Source organism: Pseudoxanthomonas putridarboris (assembly GCF_038321125.1).
GTDB classification, from domain to species: Bacteria; Pseudomonadota; Gammaproteobacteria; order Xanthomonadales; family Xanthomonadaceae; genus Pseudoxanthomonas_A; species Pseudoxanthomonas_A putridarboris.
Genome location: NZ_JBBWWT010000001.1, coordinates 870,537 through 887,259, shown reverse-complemented (window position 1 = coordinate 887,259; position 16,723 = coordinate 870,537). Strand labels below are relative to the sequence as shown.

16 protein-coding genes are annotated in these 16,723 nt (G+C 67.4%); 10 read left to right on the top strand and 6 right to left on the bottom strand.

Going from position 1 to position 16,723, the window contains the following annotated elements:
- The first annotated feature begins 201 nt into the window (after positions 1-201).
- Positions 202-1,389 carry a benzoate/H(+) symporter BenE family transporter gene (locus AAD027_RS03875; protein ID WP_341724682.1) on the top strand — a complete coding sequence of 396 codons (1,188 nt, stop codon included), beginning with the start codon at positions 202-204 and terminating at the stop codon, positions 1,387-1,389.
- Between the two features lie 131 nt (positions 1,390-1,520).
- Entirely contained in the window at positions 1,521-1,979 is a 459-nt protein-coding gene (locus AAD027_RS03870) for a PepSY domain-containing protein (protein ID WP_341724681.1), read from the top strand.
- A 52-nt stretch (positions 1,980-2,031) separates the two neighbouring features.
- Here the strand turns inward: AAD027_RS03870 and AAD027_RS03865 are convergent, their stop codons facing one another.
- The 5 genes from AAD027_RS03865 to AAD027_RS03850 all read right to left on the bottom strand — a co-directional run bounded on the left by AAD027_RS03865 (position 2,032) and on the right by AAD027_RS03850 (position 6,828).
- Positions 2,032-3,306 carry a TCR/Tet family MFS transporter gene (locus tag AAD027_RS03865; RefSeq protein ID WP_425605375.1) on the bottom strand — a complete coding sequence of 425 codons (1,275 nt, stop codon included), beginning with the start codon at positions 3,304-3,306 and terminating at the stop codon, positions 2,032-2,034.
- 203 nt (positions 3,307-3,509) lie between these two features.
- Positions 3,510-4,376, bottom strand: coding sequence for a D-hexose-6-phosphate mutarotase (locus AAD027_RS19110; protein ID WP_486660056.1), 867 nt, complete (start codon positions 4,374-4,376; stop codon positions 3,510-3,512).
- Between the two features lie 5 nt (positions 4,377-4,381).
- Entirely contained in the window at positions 4,382-5,641 is a 1,260-nt protein-coding gene (locus AAD027_RS19105; RefSeq protein WP_486660055.1) for a lytic murein transglycosylase, read from the bottom strand.
- 138 nt (positions 5,642-5,779) lie between these two features.
- The gene (locus AAD027_RS03855; RefSeq protein WP_341724679.1) at positions 5,780-6,379 is read right to left on the bottom strand and encodes a hypothetical protein; all 600 of its coding nucleotides are present in this window, start codon (positions 6,377-6,379) and stop codon (positions 5,780-5,782) included.
- A 14-nt stretch (positions 6,380-6,393) separates the two neighbouring features.
- Complete coding sequence (locus AAD027_RS03850) at positions 6,394-6,828, bottom strand: protease inhibitor I42 family protein (protein WP_341724678.1); 435 nt, start codon at positions 6,826-6,828, stop codon at positions 6,394-6,396.
- A 70-nt stretch (positions 6,829-6,898) separates the two neighbouring features.
- On the opposite strand from AAD027_RS03850, the gene queF reads away from it, so the two are divergent.
- The 5 genes from queF to AAD027_RS03825 all read left to right on the top strand — a co-directional run bounded on the left by queF (position 6,899) and on the right by AAD027_RS03825 (position 10,814).
- Positions 6,899-7,714 (top strand): NADPH-dependent 7-cyano-7-deazaguanine reductase QueF, encoded by an 816-nt coding sequence (queF, locus tag AAD027_RS03845; protein WP_341724677.1) that lies wholly within the window; start codon positions 6,899-6,901, stop codon positions 7,712-7,714.
- A 109-nt stretch (positions 7,715-7,823) separates the two neighbouring features.
- On the top strand, positions 7,824-8,123 hold the full coding sequence (locus tag AAD027_RS03840) for a LysM peptidoglycan-binding domain-containing protein (RefSeq protein WP_341724676.1): 300 nt from the start codon (positions 7,824-7,826) through the stop codon (positions 8,121-8,123).
- 31 nt (positions 8,124-8,154) lie between these two features.
- Positions 8,155-8,631: a hypothetical protein gene (locus tag AAD027_RS03835; RefSeq protein WP_341724675.1), complete on the top strand. Its 477-nt coding sequence runs from the start codon at positions 8,155-8,157 to the stop codon at positions 8,629-8,631.
- Positions 8,632-8,961: 330 nt separating this feature from the next.
- Positions 8,962-10,290 (top strand): isocitrate dehydrogenase (NADP(+)), encoded by a 1,329-nt coding sequence (gene icd / locus AAD027_RS03830; RefSeq protein WP_341724674.1) that lies wholly within the window; start codon positions 8,962-8,964, stop codon positions 10,288-10,290.
- A gap of 176 nt (positions 10,291-10,466) precedes the next feature.
- Positions 10,467-10,814 (top strand): gamma-glutamylcyclotransferase family protein, encoded by a 348-nt coding sequence (locus AAD027_RS03825; RefSeq protein ID WP_341724673.1) that lies wholly within the window; start codon positions 10,467-10,469, stop codon positions 10,812-10,814.
- Positions 10,815-10,956: 142 nt separating this feature from the next.
- Here the strand turns inward: AAD027_RS03825 and AAD027_RS03820 are convergent, their stop codons facing one another.
- Entirely contained in the window at positions 10,957-11,190 is a 234-nt protein-coding gene (locus AAD027_RS03820; protein WP_341724672.1) for a hypothetical protein, read from the bottom strand.
- A 111-nt stretch (positions 11,191-11,301) separates the two neighbouring features.
- Between AAD027_RS03820 and AAD027_RS03815 the strand changes: the two genes are divergently transcribed.
- From AAD027_RS03815 to AAD027_RS03805, 3 genes are all read left to right on the top strand, one after another.
- A complete protein-coding gene (locus AAD027_RS03815) occupies positions 11,302-12,174 on the top strand; it encodes a LysR substrate-binding domain-containing protein (protein WP_341724671.1) in 873 nt (290 codons plus the stop codon).
- Between the two features lie 36 nt (positions 12,175-12,210).
- Complete coding sequence (gene aceK / locus AAD027_RS03810) at positions 12,211-13,920, top strand: bifunctional isocitrate dehydrogenase kinase/phosphatase (protein ID WP_341724670.1); 1,710 nt, start codon at positions 12,211-12,213, stop codon at positions 13,918-13,920.
- Positions 13,921-14,003: 83 nt separating this feature from the next.
- On the top strand, positions 14,004-16,709 hold the full coding sequence (locus tag AAD027_RS03805) for a bifunctional acetate--CoA ligase family protein/GNAT family N-acetyltransferase (protein WP_341724669.1): 2,706 nt from the start codon (positions 14,004-14,006) through the stop codon (positions 16,707-16,709).
- The last annotated feature ends 14 nt before the right edge of the window (positions 16,710-16,723 follow it).

Sequence of the window (16,723 nt, the reverse complement as noted above, 5' to 3'; positions counted from 1 at the left end):
AGAATTTGCTTCAGCCACGGATCAACGCGGATGCACGCGGATAAAGCCTTTGTGTTTCATCCGTGGTGATCCGCGTCAATCCGTGGCCAAAGGGCTCTTTGTTTCCACAGTCGCGGCTGAAGCCGCTCCTACAGGGAGGATTGCGGGCGGGTGCCGCCGACTTCGGCGAGAATGGCGGCGGTTCGATCGACGCGCCCCCGCATGTCCCTTTCCCAGACCACCCCGCCACGCCACCTGCTGCGCGACCTGTCCCTGTCCGCCATCGCCGCCGGTTTCGTCACCGTGCTGGTCGGCTTCGCCAGTTCCGCCGTCATCGTGTTCCAGGCCGCGCAATCGCTGGGCGCGTCGCCTGCCGAGATCAGTTCGTGGATGTGGGCGCTGGGGCTGGGCATGGGCCTGACCTGCATCGGGCTTTCCTTGCGCTACCGCATGCCGGTGGTGACCGCGTGGTCCACGCCCGGCGCGGCCATGCTGATCAGCAGCGCGGCCGGGCTGCCGCTGTCCGATGCCATCGGCGCCTTCATGCTGTCGGCGCTGCTGATCTGCGTGGCCGGGTTCTCGGGTTTCTTCGAACGGATGATCAGCCGCATCCCGGTGTCGCTGGCCTCGGGCATGCTGGGCGGCGTGCTGCTGCGCTTCGGGCTGGAGGCGTTCGGCGCGATGAAGACCCAGCTCGGCATGGTGCTGACCATGTTCGCGGTGTACCTGCTGGCGCGCCGGTTGCTGCCGCGCTACGCGGTGATCCTGACGCTGCTGGTCGGCATCGCCTTCGCGGGCGGATTGGGATTGCTGCGCGTGGACGGCCTGGCGCTGGAACTGGCGAAGCCGATCTTCATCGCGCCGACGTTCTCGCTGGCCGCCGTGTTCGGCATCGCGCTGCCATTGTTCATCGTGACGATGGCCTCGCAGAACGTGCCCGGCGTGGCGGTGATCCGCGCGTCGGGCTACCCGATCCCGATCTCGCCGGTGGTGGGCTGGACCGGCGTGGCGAACCTGCTGCTGGCGCCGTTCGGCGCGTTCGCGTTGAACCTGGCGGCGATCACCGCGGCGATCTGCATGGGCCGCGAGGCGCACGAGGACAGCGCGCGCCGCTACGTGGCCGCCATCGCCGCCGGCGTGTTCTACCTCGTCGTCGGCCTGTTCGGCGCGACCGTGGCGGCGCTGTTCGCCGCGTTCCCGAAGGAGCTGATCCTGGCCATCGCCGGCATCGCCCTGCTCGGCACCATCGGCAACAGCCTGGCCGCGGCGCTGCGCGAGGAATCGGAACGCGAGCCGGCGCTTATCACCTTCCTGGTGACCGCGTCGGGATTGTCTCTGGCCGGCATCGGCTCGGCGTTCTGGGGCCTGATCGCCGGCGTGCTGACGTTGCTGCTGTGGAGGAAGGCCTGACAGGCCGCGCGTTCGCACGCGGCTCATGCATGTGAAAGCCGCGTGGAACATTCAGTTTGCCGGCGGTGAATTCACCCGCGGGTGATGCCGTGCGGAGCAGCATCGCGACTCCACTCTTGCAGGAGATTGCCATGCAGACCTTCCACTTCCGCCATCGCATGCTGTTCGCCGTTGCGCTGGTGGCGCTGTCCGGCGCCGCCTTCGCGCAGGCACCGGCACCGACCGCCGGCAAGGATGCGCTGGCCGAGCCGCAGGTGCGCGCGCTGCTCACCGAGAAGGGCTACACCCGCATCGACGATCTCGACTTCGAGGACGGCATGTGGGAAACCGACGCCACCAGCGCCAATGGCGAGCGCGTGGACGTGCGCGTGAATCCGGCCAGCGGCGACATCATCGCGGAGAAGCTGGTGTCCAGCCTCAGCGAGAACGACGTCAAGGCCAAGTTGACGGCCGCAGGCTATTCCAGCATCCACGACATCGACTTCGACGACGGCGTGTGGAAGGCCGAGGCCGAGCGCGCCGACGGCAACGACGTGGAGATCCACCTGGCCGCCGACACCGGCGAGATCATCCACGTCGAGAACGATTGACCGGTATCCGTCAACGTCCGCGATGAAGAAGGCCGCCCAAGGGCGGCCTTCTTCATTCCGTTCCCGCTGGCGAACCCTGGCGGGAAAGCGGGGCGGGTACCGGACGCGCGAACCGCCAGCCCACCAGCCAGCCGATGGCCAGCAACAGCGCCGCCAGCAGCCAGGGCGCGCCCGGCAGGTGCGCGGGCGCCTGCTTGCCGATGAACAGCGCGAAGGTGCCGGCGAACATGATCGGCCCGACGATCCCCGCCAGGCTGACCAGGCTCATCAACGCGCCCTGGATGCGGCCCTGCACGTCCGCGCCCACCTGCTGCGTGATCAACGCCTGCGTCGCCGGACCGGCCAGGCCCCACAGTGCACTGATTGGCAACCCGACCAGGAACATCCAGCCCACATCGGCCATGCCATAGATGAAGAAGCCGAGCACGCCACAGGCCAGGCCGAACAGCAGCGTGCGGCGCTCGCCCAGCTTCGGCACCACCTTGCCAACCAGGCCCGCCTGCACGATCACGCTGAACACGCCGACCGCCGCCAGCACCCAGCTGACCTGCTGTTCGTTCCACCGGTACTGGTACTGGGCGAACAGCACGAACACGCTGGGGTAGACGTAGTGCGCCAGGTTGGCGATCAGCACCACCGCCGCCAGGCCGAACACCTGCGGGTAGCGCTTCAGCAGGATCATCGAGCCGACCGGGTTGGCGTGCGACCAGTCGAAGGTCTTGGTGCGCCTTTCCTTCGGCAGCGATTCGGGCAACACGAACCAGCCGTACAGGAAATTCAGCAGCGCCAGCCCGGCGGCGAACCAGAACGGCAACCGCAGGTCGATGGCGCCCAGTTGGCCGCCGATGATCGGCCCGATGATGAAGCCCACGCCGAACGCCGCGCCGATCATGCCGAACGCCTGCGCGCGCTTCTCCGGCGCGGTGATGTCGGCGATGTAGGCATTGGCGGTGGTGAAGCTGGCCGAGAACACGCCCGAGAAGATGCGCGCCACCAGCAGCCACGGCAGCGACTGCGCCAGCGCCATCAGGATGAAGTCGATGCCCAGGCCCAGGCACGACAGCAGGATCACCGGACGGCGGCCGAAACGATCCGACAACGTGCCCTGGATCGGCGTGCAGACGAACTGGATGGCGGCGAACAGCATGCCGAACACGCCCACCCACCATGCCGCCTGGGCGAAGTCGCCGCCGGTGAACTGCCGCACCAGGCCGGGCAGCACCGGGATGATCACGCCGAACGACAGCACGTCGATCAGCACGGTGATGAAGATGAAGATCAAGGCGGCGCGGCGGCGGCCGCCCAAGGGCTGGGAGTCTGCGTTCACGGGCGGCGAACCGGCAAAAGGTGCGCAAGTGTAGGACATCGCCGCCGTGCATGGCGCCCTCCTTCCCTCCTGTAGGAGCGACGCAAGTCGCGACCGCGGACCATGGTTGTCCGTGAAGTTCTGATCGTTCGCCATCCGGACGCGCTGCCGCGCGCTCGATATCATGCACGACGGTCCGCGTGCGGTCGCGACTTGCGTCGCTCCTACAGCAAGGCCACCGAGATCACGTGGCTGAGCCGGTGGCGCTGCCCGGGTTCCAGTTCGATGGCGTCGTCGCCGGCATTGGCGGCTTCCAGGCAGACGAACTGCCGCCAACCGTCGTCCGGCATGTCGGCGATGTCGCGCGCGCCGTCGGCGCCCGGGTTCCACGCCACCAGCGAACGGCTGCCGAAGGTGTCCAGCCGGATGCGGCGCGCGCCGGCCTGGTCGAGCAGATCGAAGCGATGGCCGGTGCCGGTGTAGATGCGGTCGCTGCGGCCGGGATCGCGCGGATCGTGCATCGACCAGTCGCCGGCCTGGCGATGCGTGCCGCCATCGTACTTGTCGGCGTAATGCAGGCCGTCCAGGCCGGTGACGCGCGCCTGCCGGGCGTCGGCCACCCGGAAGTAGGTATGCAGCGCCTGCGTCAGCGTGTACGGCGCATCGCCGCGATGCACGGTGTCGATGCTCTGCCGCAATTCGCGCCCGATGTGCAGGGTCATCCCCAGCTCCAGCGGCACGCCCGGCTCCAGCGGCAAGGCCAGCTTCAGTTGCAGGCCGCCGTCGGCCTGCGTACGCGCATCGGCCAACTGCCAGCGCGTCAGTCGCGCATGCCCGTGCTGCGGCACGGATGCGTCCCGCCCTTTCCGGCCGAAGTACGGCCAGCACACCGGGATGCCGCCGCGGATCGCCTTCGGCGGCCGCGCGCTGGTGGGCGACAGCCACAGCAGGTCGTCGAAACCCTCCGGCGCGAACGACAGCAGCTGGCCGCCATGGAGGCTCAGGACCGCCGTGGAGTGCGGCGTCCGCAGGCGCAGCACGTCCAGTCCCTGCAGCGTGTCGTGGATGATGCCTTCGGGCAATGCGTTCATCGTGGTCACGGTCTTGCGGATTGCGGAAGAGCCGCCGCTGGCGCTTCCGCCTGCAGCGCGGCCAGTATTCTCGCACCGGCACGGCCGTCGGCGGGTTGCAGGCCCAGCCGCGTCTGTTCCGCCTGGATCGCGCGCCGGGTCAGCGTGCCGATCATGCCGTCCGGCGCGCCGATGGCATGGCCGCGCCCCAGCAGCAATGTCTGCAACTGCCGGCGCTGCGCGCGCGACAGGCCGGGATCGTCCGTCGGCCACGCCGCGGCGATGCCGCTGCTGCCGCGCAGGCGGTCGGACAGCAGGGCGATGGCCAGCGCATAGCTTTCCGCCGCGTTGTAGGCATGGATGGTGTCGTAATTCTTGAACACCAGGAACGCCGGTCCCATCGCGCCCGTCGGCACCAGCAGGGCGGCGATGGTTTCGCCGGGGGGCAACGGCTGCCCGTCGGCCCGCACGATGCCTTGTGCCTGCCAGTGCGCGACCGGCTTGCGGTTCGTGCGCCCGGCCTGCGCCGCGTTGAAATTGGCGGGCAACTTCACCTCGTAACCCCAGGGCTGGCCGGTGCGCCAGCCCGAGCGCGCCAGGTAGTTCGCCGTGGACGCCAGCGCATCGGGAATGCTGCCGACCAGGTCGCGCCGCCCGTCGCCGTCGAAGTCCACCGCGATGCGCGCATAGGTGGTCGGCATGAACTGCGTGTGCCCGAACGCACCCGCCCACGAACCGGCCAGGCCCTCGGCGCGTATGTCGCCCTTCTGCAACAGCTTCAGCGTGGCGAGGAATTCGCCACGGAAGAACGGCTGCCGCCTTCCGAAGCACGACAGCGTGGACAACGACGTCAGCAGCGGCCGCTTGCCGAACACGCGGCCGAAGTCGCTTTCCACCCCCCACACCGCCACCACGGTTTCCGCGTCCACGCCGTAGGCCTGCGACACGCGCGCCAACAGATCGCGATGCGTCGCCAGCATTGCCTTGCCGTCCGCGACGCGTTCCTCGTCCACCAGCCCCGACAGGTAGTCCCACAATGGCGTGGTGAACTCGGGCTGCGCGTCCAGCAGGCCCAGCACGCTCATGTCGGGCGCAAGGCCTGTCGTGTGCGCGTCGAAGGTCGCGGCCGTGATGCCCTGCTGCGCTGCCTGCGTGCGCAGGTCGGCCAGGCAATTCGTGTACGCGGAGTTGTCGGGTGGCGCCACGGGAACATCCGCGACCTGCTGCGCGAACGCAGAGCCGGCGATCAGGCTGGCCAGCAGCCATCCGCACGCGTTCGGTTTCATGGTGGCCTCCCTGGCCTGGAGGGAGGCTTCACTTTGCCTTGCCCGAGCGACGAATCCAAGCGAGCGCGGCGCAGGATGGGTTAGCCGCAGGCATCCCCTCATGCGCAGCATGCCAGCCAACTGAACTGATCCTACGCACTATGACTCATATATGATCAATGGTATGGCAATCCACTGATTAAAGTTTGTTTGGGCCGATACGACTCGAAGAAGGGCGTTGACAGGCAAATCTATTGGGCCAAGGACGGTATTGTGCAATTCCCTTAATCCTCGGAATCCTGACTGGAAGTAATCCTCTGATGGAATCAATGCAAACTTGTACTTAGATTTTTCAAGAGCGTAGTACGGGACCTCAGCTAGCACGACATTTTCTTGCCTTCCCGTTTTCTCGCTCTGCATCTTGCGAGAACGCTTTAGTACATTAATGCTCAAAACTCCACTGACCCACATGTAGACGGATGGTTTATCGTGCTCTAGCTCGATCTGAGCTTCGTCAGGGAACGTTGATAGCTTAGCTTTCAGGGCTTCAAGCATTCCTCGAATAGAGACTGAATAGGTCCTTGTTTCAGCCGAGCTAGCTCCGCCGCTGAATAGCGGAATCTTTGCCGTCGCATGTAATGTTTCAGATGTACTTATCTTGGTCTCTGGCTGATTACCTGTTTCCTGCTCATACAAATTTGCGATGAACTCGCGATCCAAGTAGATAGTTTTCAGCGGGTCTTCAACGCTTCTTGACACGAGTCAATTACTCCTTATTCCACCCGGACGATATATTGCACCACCTCCGCCGCCGGCACCTCCTTCTCCCAAGGCCGCCGGTATTCCAGCTTCACCGTGACCTCGCCCGGCCGCTCCGCGCGGAACCACCAGCGCGCGATGCCCGGCGCGCCCGGCATGGGCGGCTGGGTATCCAGGGGCGGGGGCGTGGCCGGACCGGTCGTGCGTGCCAGTGCGGGCGCACCATCCGAGACCACCTGCCACTGGTAGCCGGTGCTGGCGTTGGACGTCAGGGCGATCTCCAGCACCTGCCCGACCTTCAGCGTCACCGGACCGGACCCGTCGGGCCGGACGATGCCGTCGCCGGGTGGCGCGGCGGGGCCGGGACCGTCGCCGGACGCGGGCGCGGGCGCGGCGGCGCAGGCGGACAGGGCCAGCAACAGGCCCAGCGGCAACAGCGGCTTCATCATCGATCGGCACCTCCCTGCGGACGCCGCCGTTATACACCCGCGCTTAAAGCGGCGTCCGTAAAATGGCGGCATGAGCACCCCCCAAGATTCCTCGCTGGGCCGCGAAGTCGCCTACCCCAGGCAGTACGACCCTACCCTGCTGTTCCCCATCCCGCGCCAGGGTGCGCGCGACGAGATCGGCATCGCCGCCGGCGCACTGCCCTTCATCGGCCACGACCGCTGGCACGCCTACGAACTCGGCTGGCTGGACGCCCGCGGCAAGCCGCGCGTGGCCACGGCCACCTTCACCGTACCCTGCGATTCGCCGTGCCTGGTGGAATCCAAGTCGCTGAAGCTCTACCTCAACTCGTTGAACGCCACCCGTTTCAACAGCGATGCCGCGGTGCTGGAATGCATCGGCACCGACCTGTCGGTACGCGCGGGCGCCGATGTGGCCGTGGCGTTCGGCCTGCCGCGGATGGCGGAGGCGGTGGAAGGCGAACTGCTGGACGCGCTGGACGTGGAGATCGACCACTACGGTCCGCCGCGCGCCGAATTCCTCACCATCGACCCGGAAACCGTGGTCGAGGAAACGCTGGCGTCGGAGCTGCTGAAATCCAACTGCCCGGTCACCGGCCAGCCGGACTGGGCCACCGTGTCGATCCATTACCACGGCCCGCGCATCGATCGCGTCGAACTGCTGCGCTACCTGGTGAGTTTCCGCGACCATGCGGAATTCCACGAGCAGTGCGTCGAACGCATCTTCCACGACGTGATGACGCACTGCCATCCCGCCTTGCTGTCGGTGGAAGCGCGCTACACCCGCCGCGGCGGACTGGACATCAATCCCTGGCGCGCCACGCCCGGCGCGCAGCCGCCCGACCTGAAGCGCGAATTACGCCAATAACGTTGCACTTGTAACAATGACGCATTTTCACGTCCGCGATATGGATTATTAACAGGGCGCGTGCAACGCTAGCTCATCCCAACATCCAGCCAGGAAGGGTGGTTGCATCATGAGCACCGAAAAGAAAGCCGATTTTTCCGATGTCGCCGCCAAGGTGGACACGACGGCAGAAAAAGCCGCCGACTTCTCCGACGTTACGACACGCGTAGACAGCACCGCGGAAATCATCGGCGAGCAGTCCTACACCATCGAGAAGGGCGACACCCTCTCCAAGATCGCCAAGCAGCACTACGGCAGCGCCAGTGCCTGGAAGCAGATCTTCGAGGCCAACCGCGACGTGCTGGACGATCCCGACCGCATCTTCCCCGGGCAGGTCATCAAGCTGCCGCCCAAGCCCACCGAAGCCTGATCGCCCTCTTCCATAGACAAGGAACGACTCCATGAAGCACACCCGCATTTCCTACGCCCTGATCGTTGCCCTGGCCGGCAGCGTCGCCATCGTCGGCTGCAAGAAGAAGGAAGAGGCCGTGGTACCGCCGCCGACCGCCGTCGAACCGGCACCCGCGCCAATTGAGTCCGCGCCGGCTCCGGTCAGTGCCACCAGCGTCACCGTCGGCAACGCTGCTGCGGCCGACAAGTCGGTCGCCGCTGTCAGTACGTTTGGCGTGAAGGACAAGATCATCGTTTCTGTGACGACCGACGCCGCCACGCCGGCCAATGCCGCCATCGACGCCAAGCTGACCTATCAGGACGGCCAAGTCGCCGGCCAGCAGACTGCCAATGTTGTGGCCGGTGGCGTGGACACGACCAATGTCGAATTCACCAAGGCTACCGACTGGCCGGTCGGCAAGTACAAGGTCGACGTGACCTTGAACGGCCAGCCGGTGGGCTTCACCCAGGAAATCGAAGTCAAGTAATCAGCAAGGCAACCCTCTCTCCCACCTCAGTGGGCAAGCTCGGGCGTGGAGCGATCCACGCCCGCTTTTTTTGTTCTTCCTCCGGGCGCGCCGACCTGGAAATGCCGCCCGCTACCGCGCGCGTTGCCCCCACCAGCGCACCCGCTCCTGGTCCGCGCTGGTGAAGTCGGAACCCCGCGCCCCTTGCCGGATGCGAAAGCATGCTGTCCCCGGGACAGCGCGATCCACCCACGGGTTTTGCCCCCACCCGCATAAACCGCGACAATGGCGGTCCCTTACACCCCACGCGCAACCCACCCGGCGCGCGTGTCCTTTACCGGGAGCAGTTCCATGGCAGAACCTGTGCTCACCCCGCCGGCCGGCGGTGAGAAGATCACCATCTCGGGCGGCAAGCTCAACGTGCCGAACCACCCGATCATCCCCTTCATCGAAGGCGACGGCACCGGCCCGGACATCTGGCGCGCCAGCGTGCGCGTGCTCGATGCGGCGGTGGAAAAAGCCTACGGCGGCGCGAAGAAGATCCACTGGCTGGAAGTCTTCGCCGGCGAGAAGTCGAACAACCAGTTCGGCACCTGGCTGCCGGACTCCACCGTGCAGGCCTGCCGCGATTACCTGGTCAGCATCAAGGGCCCGCTAACCACGCCGGTGGGCGGCGGCATCCGCTCGCTCAACGTGGCGCTGCGGCAGATGCTGGACCTGTATGTCTGCCTGCGCCCGGTGCGCTGGTTCGAAGGCGTGCCCTCGCCGGTGAAGAAGCCGGGCGACGTGGACATGGTGATCTTCCGCGAGAACACCGAGGACATCTACGCCGGCATCGAATGGGCAGGCGGCAGCGCCGACGCGCAGAAGGTGCTGGACTTCCTCAACAAGGAATTCCCGCAGGCCGCCGGCAAGATCCGCTTCGGCACGCAGGAGAAGGTCGACCAGTGGCAGCAGGTGCTGGAAGGCATCGGCGCGCCCAAGCGCGAGCTCGACGTGCAGGTCGGCATCGGCATCAAGCCGGTCTCCTACCTGGGCACCGAGCGCCTGGTGCACAGCGCCATCAGCTACGCCATCGAGAACAAGCGCAAGTCGGTCACGCTGGTGCACAAGGGCAACATCATGAAGTTCACCGAAGGTGGCTTCCGCGACTGGGGCTACCAGGTGGCGCGCGACTTCTTCGGCGCGGTGGAACTGGACGGCGGTCCGTGGCATGTCATCCCGGAAGGCAAGCCGGGCGCCGGCCTGATCATCAAGGACGCCATCGCCGACGCCTTCCTGCAGCAGATCCTGCTGCGCCCGAAGGAATACGACGTGTCGGCCACGCTGAACCTCAACGGCGACTACCTGTCCGACGCGCTGGCCGCGCAGGTCGGCGGCATCGGCATCGCGCCGGGCGCCAACATCAACTACGTGACCGGCCATGCGGTGTTCGAAGCCACCCACGGCACCGCGCCCAAGTACGCCGACCTGGACAAGGTCAACCCGGGCTCGGTGATCCTGTCCGGCGAGATGATGCTGCGCTACCTGGGCTGGACCGAAGCGGCCGACGCCATCATCGAGGGCGTCAACAAGGCGATCGCCAGCAAGCGCGTCACCTACGACTTCGCCCGCCTGATGGACGGCGCCACCGAAGTGAAGTGCAGCGAGTTCGCCGACGAGATCATCAAGCACCTGTGATGTCGTCGCGGTACCGCTGAACCCGCGAACGCCCGGTCATGCCGGGCGTTCGCATGTACGCCTTGGTCTTCCTGTAGGAGCGCCCTCGGGCGCGATGCTCTTCGATTCGACAAATTCGACAGCATCGCCCCCGAGGGCGCTCCTACACGGTAGGTGAGATCTTCCGGAGCATCACGATGACCGACACCCACGACATCCGCCTGTTCTCCTACGGCACCTTGCAGCTGGAAAGCGTGCAGCTGGCCTCGTTCGGCCGGCGCCTCGACGGCGAGCCCGACACGATGCCCGGCTACGTCTGCACGATGGTCGAGATCACCGACCCGGACGTGCTGGCCACCAGCGGCCAGCGCTTCCACCCGATCGTGCAGCGCAGCGACGACGCCAATGCCGAAGTGCAGGGCATGGTGTTCCGCATCAGCGCGGAGGAACTCGCCGCCGCCGACCGTTACGAAGTCTCTGACTACCAGCGCGTGCGGGTGCGGCTGAAGTCCGGCCTGGATGCGTGGGTGTACGTGCAGGCCTGAAACCTGTTGGCCCCGTGGGAGCGACGTCAGTCGCGACCGCCCCCGATAGTCGTTCACTGTGCACGATGTCGAGCAACCATTCCCGTACGGATGCCGATGGCGCGCGGTCGCGACTCACGTCGCTCCCACAAAGTACCTGCATTCAACGGAACAGCGACAGCGACGTCATCTCGCGCAGGCGGCGGGCACTGAGCCGCTGCACGGCGCGTTCGTGGCGGCGTTTGCCGGCGGCATCCCGCGTGCGGGGTTCGCGCCGCCTGTCTCCGTCGGAGCCTTCCAAGGCCTCCGGACTGACGATATGGCCGTGCATGAACAGCATGCCCTGGCTGATGCCGCCCAGCTGCTGCCACCATTGTTTTCTGGTCTCGGATTGCATGGGGTTTCTCCTGTCCGCCGGAACCTCCGGCTTGAACAAGGAGCAAGGTAAGCGCATCATCTGTCAGGAAAAAGCGAAAGCTTCGCAACCCAGACTTGAGGTGTATTCAAGATGAGCCGCCTTCCGCTGGACCAGGTGGATGCCTTCGTCACCGCCGCGCGCCTGCGCAACCTGACCCGCGCGGCCGAGGCCATGCACCTGACCGTCAGCGCGCTGAGCCACCGCATGCGGCTGCTGGAGGAACGGCTGGGCCATCGCCTGCTGGCGCGCGGGCCGCGCGGCGTGGAACTGACCCCGGAAGGCCAGCGCCTGTTCGATGCGGTCGCCGGGCCGCTGGACACCATCGAGCACGCACTGCGCCGCGCGACGCTGCGCAACGACCACACGGTGACGCTCAGCCTGATCCCGTCGATGGCGACCGCGTGGCTGGTGCCGCGGCTGCCGGCGTTCCTGGCGCAGCATCCCGAGCTGGGCCTCAACCTGCAGTCCAGCACGCACGTGGTGGACTTCGAGCGCGAGCCGGTCGACCTGGCGCTGCGCCTGGGCGGCGGACGCTGGCCCGGCGTGCAGTCCGAGTTCCTGTTCCACGAATGGATCACTCCCGTCGCCAGTCCCGACCTGATCAAGCGCCACGGCAAGGCGGCCCCGGACCAGCTCGGCCGGCTGCCCTTGCTGGGCGACCCGGCCAACCGCTGGAAGGACTGGTTCGGCCACTTCGGCGGCCAGCCGCCGGCGCGCTACGTGGCGCAGTTCGACGACACCGAGACGCTGCACCAGGCTGCCGCGCAGGGCGTGGGCGTGGCGCTGGCGCGGTGGACGCTGGCCGAGCCGCTGGTGAAGGCCGGCCGGCTGGTGGCGTTGACGAAGAAGCGCCTGCAGGCCGACTTCGCCCATTACCTGGTGTATCCCGAGCGCAGCCTGTCGCATCCCGGTTTCCAGAAGGTGCGGACGTGGCTGCTGGAGCAAGCTGGCGTGCCCGGCTGAGTGATGGCTCGGCCGGCGGACGGCTAAGATGCCGGCATGGTCCGCGCCGATGCCATCGCCCACCTGATCCATGACGCGTTCGCGGATTACCACGCGCGTTTCGCCGAGATCACCCGCCGCGCTAAGCGGCGTTTCGAGACGATGGACTGGGCCGGCGCGCGCGGCGACGCGGTGGAGCGCATCGAGCTGTACGACCAGTGCATCGCCGAATGCGCGCTGCGGCTGCAGTCGGCCCTGCTGGACCATGCGCACGATCGCGCGCTGTGGTCGCAGGTGCGCGACGGCTACGACCGGCTGATCGGCGAGCTGATCGACCGCGAGCTGTACAAGACCTTCTACAACACGCTCAGCCGGCGCTTCTTCAAGACCCGCGGCGTGGACCCGGCCATCGAGTTCATCGCGCTGGACATCGAACCGACCGATGCCATCACCCATCCGGTGGCGCGGCACAGCTATGCGATCTCCGAACTGCGGCCCACCGACACGCTGGTGCGCGTGCTGGGCGATTACCGCTTCGACGTGCCCTACGCCCATCGCACGCGCTGCGCGGCGGCCATCGCGGTGCGGCTGCAGGACGACCTGGCGCACTGGGGCGAGCATCCGGTGCGTTCCATCGAACTGCTGGACACGGTGTTCTACCGCGAACGCCGCGCCTATCTGGTCGGCCGCGTGTTCGGCGAGCACCGCTTCTCGCCCTGCGTCATCGCGCTGGTCAACGACGACGGCCAGTTGCGCGCGGAAGCAGTGCTGACCAGCCGTGCCGACGTGGCCCAGCTGTTCAGCTACTCGCGCAGCTACTTCCACGCGGATCTGTCGACGGTGGGCGACGCGGTGGTGTTCCTGCGCACGCTGATGCCCAACAAGCCCATCGACGAGCTGTACACGGTGCTGGGCCGCGCCAAGCAGGGCAAGACGGAGCGCTTCCGCACCTTCTTCCGCCATTTCGCCGCGCACCCGGACGAACGGCTGGTGCATGCCGAAGGCACGCCGGGCATGGTGATGGCGGTGTTCACCCTGCCCAGCTACCCGCTGGTGTTCAAGGTGATCCGCGACAGGTTCGCCTACCCCAAGGAGATGAGCCGCAAGGACGTGGAGGACAAGTATTCGCTGGTCTTCCACCTGGACCGCGTGGGCCGGCTGCTGGATGCGCAGCCGTACCGCTCGCTGCGCTTCCCGCGCGCGCGCTTCTCGCCGGCGCTGCTGGAGGAACTGACCACCGGTTGCGCGCACAGCATCGCCGAGGACGGCGAGGACATCATCATCCACCTGTGCTACGTGCAGCGCCGCCTGCGGCCGCTGAACCTGTACCTGCGCGAACAGAAGCCGGAAGCCGCGCGCGCGGCCGCCATCGACTACGGGCAGGCCATCAAGGACATGGCGCGCAACAACATCTTCCCCGGCGACATGCTGCTGAAGAACTTCGGCATGTCGCGCCATGGCCGCGCGGTGTTCTACGACTACGACGAGCTGTGCCTGGTCACCGACTGCCAGTTCCGCGACTACCCCACGCCGACCTGCTACGAGGAAGAGATGTCCGACGGCCCGTGGTTCTACGTGGGGCCGAAGGACGTGTTCCCGGAGCGCTTCCCGCAGTTCCTCGGCCTGCCCGACCCGCTGGCGAAAGCGCTGAAGGCCGTGCACGGCGACCTGTTCCGCGCGCAGTGGTGGCGCGAGCTGCAGGCCAGGCTGGCGGCCGGCGATTACCCGGACACGCCGCCCTATCCGGATGCGCTCAAACTGGCATGAGCACGCCGGCATGCACACCGATACACGCCTTTGCCACGGCGCACGCGCTACCCTGACCACGCCTTGAACGCGCCGACGCCACCATGAGCACCTACCGTCTCTCCTCCATCTTCAAGCCGCGCTCGGTCGCAGTGGTGGGCAGCCAGTCGCGTCCGCGCTCGGTGGGGCGCGCGGTGGTGAACAACCTGCTGGCTTCCGGCTTCAGCGGGCCCATCGGGCTGGTCAACCGCCATCCCCCCGCCTGGGAGGGCGTCACCACCGTGCGCCACCTGCGCGAATTGCCGTGGACGCCGGACCTGGTCGTCATCGCCACGCCCGCCGACACCGTGCCGGCACTGGCGGCGGAAGCCGCGGAGAAAGGCGCGGGCGCGGTGGTCGTGTTGACCGCGGCGATGGGTCATGGGCCGGGTTCGCCGGCGGCGCGGCTGCAGGCGCTGACGCGGGAGAAAGGACTGCGCGTGCTGGGCCCGAACTGCCTGGGCGTGATCGCCCCGCATGCGCGGCTCAACGCCAGCCTGGCCAGCCGTTTTCCCAAGGCCGGCGACCTGGCGCTGATCTCGCAGTCGGGCGCCATATCCGGCGGGCTGGTGGAATGGAGCATGAGCCAGCCGGTCGGTTTCTCCGCCGTGGTGTCGCTGGGCGACGCGCTCGACGTGGACTTCGCCGATCTGCTGGACTACTTCGCCACCGACCACCGCACGCGCGCGATCCTGCTGTATGTCGAAGCGATCCGCGATGCGCGCAAGTTCATGTCGGCCGCGCGCGCCGCAGCGCGCACCAAACCCGTCGTGGTGGTGAAGTCCGGCCACGGCGCCGCGACGCTGGCGACGCCGGCGGGCAGCACGCATACGCAGAACCTGGCCCGCCCCAGTGCCGTGTACGGTGCCGCGTTCCGCCGCGCCGGCCTGCTGCGCGTGCGTTCGCTGGACGAACTGTTCGCCGCCGCGCGCACGCTGGGGCAGGTACGCCCCTTCCCCGGACGCCGCCTTGCCATCCTCACCAACGGCGGCGGCGTCGGTGCGCTGTCGGTGGACCACCTGCACCTGCTCGGCGGGACGCTGGCCGACCTGTCGGACGGTACGCGGCACGTGCTGGACGGGATACTGCCCGTCGGATGGTCGCGCACCAACCCGGTGGACCTGCTGACCGACATCGACGCCGAGCGCTACGCGGCCACCATCGAGACCTTGCTGGACGATCCGGCCAACGACGCGCTGCTGGCGGTGAACGTCCCGACCGTATTGTCCTCGTCAGTGGAAGCCGCCGAGGCGGTGGCCAACGTGCTGCGCCGCCGTCCCGCGCACGGCCGGCGCAAGCCGGTATTCACGGTCTGGCTGGGCAACGACCCGCAGGCCGAAGCGATCCTGGACGCCGCGCAGGTGCCGCGCTATCCCAGCGAATCGGATGCGGTGGCCGGCTTCATGCACCTGGTCCGCCACCGCGAAGTGCAGGCGGCATTGATGGAGACCCCGCCCAGCCTGCCGGAGGATTTCAGCGCCGATGTCGCCACCGCCCGCGCGCTGGTCGATGCCGCGCTGGATGCCGGCCAGACCTGGCTGGACCCGCTGGCGACCACGCAGTTGCTGGCGGCGTACGGCATCCCGATGGCGCCGCTATGGCGCGCCGGCGATCCGGAGCAGGCCGTGCGGCTCGCCGCGCCCTTGCTGGCGCAAGGCGCCACCGTCGCGGTGAAGATCCTGTCGCCCGACATCCCGCACAAGTCCGATGTCGATGGCGTGCGCCTCAACCTGCCCAACGAAACGGCGGTGCGCGAAGCGGCTTCCGGCATCTTGCGGCGCGCGCGCGAACGCCGCCCGGATGCGCGCATCGAAGGCGTGCTGGTGCAGCCGACCGTGCAGCGGCCCAAGGCGCGCGAACTGATCGCCGGCATCGCCGACGATCCGGTGTTCGGCCCGGTCATCGCCTTCGGCCGCGGAGGCACCGCGGTGGAAGTCATCAACGACCAGGCGGTGGCGCTGCCGCCGCTGGACCTGCGGCTGGCGCACGAACTGATCGCGCGCACCCGCGTCTCGCGCGTGCTGAAGGCCTACCGCGACGTGCCCGCCGCCGACGAACGCGCGGTGGCGCTGGTGCTGGTCAAGCTGGCGCAGCTGGCGGCCGACATTCCCGAGATCCTGCAACTGGACATCAACCCGCTGCTGGCCGACCGCGACGGCGTGATCGCGGTGGATGCGCGCATCGCGGTGGCGCGCGATCGCCGGCTGCACAAGGGCCGCGGCCATCCGCGCTTCGCGATCTTCCCGTATCCGAAGGAGTGGGAGCGCACGCTGACCCTCGGCGACGGCCAGACGGTGCAGGTACGGCCCGTGAAGCCCGAAGACGACGCGATGTTCCGCGAATTCTTCACCCACGTCACCCACGAGGACCTGCGCTTGCGCTTCTTCCAGGCGGTGAAGCACTTCAGCCACGAATTCATCGCCCGCCTCACCCAGTTGGACTACGCCCGCTCGATCGCGCTGGTCGCCGTGTATCCCGGCACGCACGACATGCTCGGCGCGGTGCGACTGCATGCCGATGCCAACTACGAAAAGGGCGAGTACGGCATCCTGGTGCGCTCCGACCTGAAAGGGCATGGCATCGGCTGGCAGCTGATGCGGATCATGATCGAGTACGCCCAGTGGCAGGGCCTGAAAGTGATCGAAGGCCAGGTGCTGCGCGAGAACCGCACCATGCTGGCGATGTGCGAACAGCTGGGCTTCAAGGTGCATCCGGACCCGGACGATCCCACCCTGATGAATGTCAGCCTGCCGGTGGCGGCGGCCACGTGACGGTGCGGCAGGTG

Bases quoted from the DNA above. Each gene is read 5' to 3' on its own strand.
- AAD027_RS03805 (WP_341724669.1), top strand. From the start codon at position 14,004: ATGAGCACCTACCGTCTCTCCTCCATCTTCAAGCCGCGCTCGGTCGCA.
- aceK (WP_341724670.1), top strand. From the start codon at position 12,211: ATGGTCCGCGCCGATGCCATCGCCCACCTGATCCATGACGCGTTCGCG.
- icd (WP_341724674.1), top strand. From the start codon at position 8,962: ATGGCAGAACCTGTGCTCACCCCGCCGGCCGGCGGTGAGAAGATCACC.
- queF (WP_341724677.1), top strand. From the start codon at position 6,899: ATGAGCACCCCCCAAGATTCCTCGCTGGGCCGCGAAGTCGCCTACCCC.
- AAD027_RS03850 (WP_341724678.1), bottom strand. From the start codon at position 6,828: ATGATGAAGCCGCTGTTGCCGCTGGGCCTGTTGCTGGCCCTGTCCGCC.
- AAD027_RS03835 (WP_341724675.1), top strand. From the start codon at position 8,155: ATGAAGCACACCCGCATTTCCTACGCCCTGATCGTTGCCCTGGCCGGC.
- AAD027_RS03840 (WP_341724676.1), top strand. From the start codon at position 7,824: ATGAGCACCGAAAAGAAAGCCGATTTTTCCGATGTCGCCGCCAAGGTG.
- AAD027_RS19110 (WP_486660056.1), bottom strand. From the start codon at position 4,376: ATGAACGCATTGCCCGAAGGCATCATCCACGACACGCTGCAGGGACTG.
- AAD027_RS03825 (WP_341724673.1), top strand. From the start codon at position 10,467: ATGACCGACACCCACGACATCCGCCTGTTCTCCTACGGCACCTTGCAG.
- AAD027_RS03870 (WP_341724681.1), top strand. From the start codon at position 1,521: ATGCAGACCTTCCACTTCCGCCATCGCATGCTGTTCGCCGTTGCGCTG.
- AAD027_RS03820 (WP_341724672.1), bottom strand. From the start codon at position 11,190: ATGCAATCCGAGACCAGAAAACAATGGTGGCAGCAGCTGGGCGGCATC.
- AAD027_RS03875 (WP_341724682.1), top strand. From the start codon at position 202: ATGTCCCTTTCCCAGACCACCCCGCCACGCCACCTGCTGCGCGACCTG.
- AAD027_RS03815 (WP_341724671.1), top strand. From the start codon at position 11,302: ATGAGCCGCCTTCCGCTGGACCAGGTGGATGCCTTCGTCACCGCCGCG.
- AAD027_RS19105 (WP_486660055.1), bottom strand. From the start codon at position 5,641: ATGAAACCGAACGCGTGCGGATGGCTGCTGGCCAGCCTGATCGCCGGC.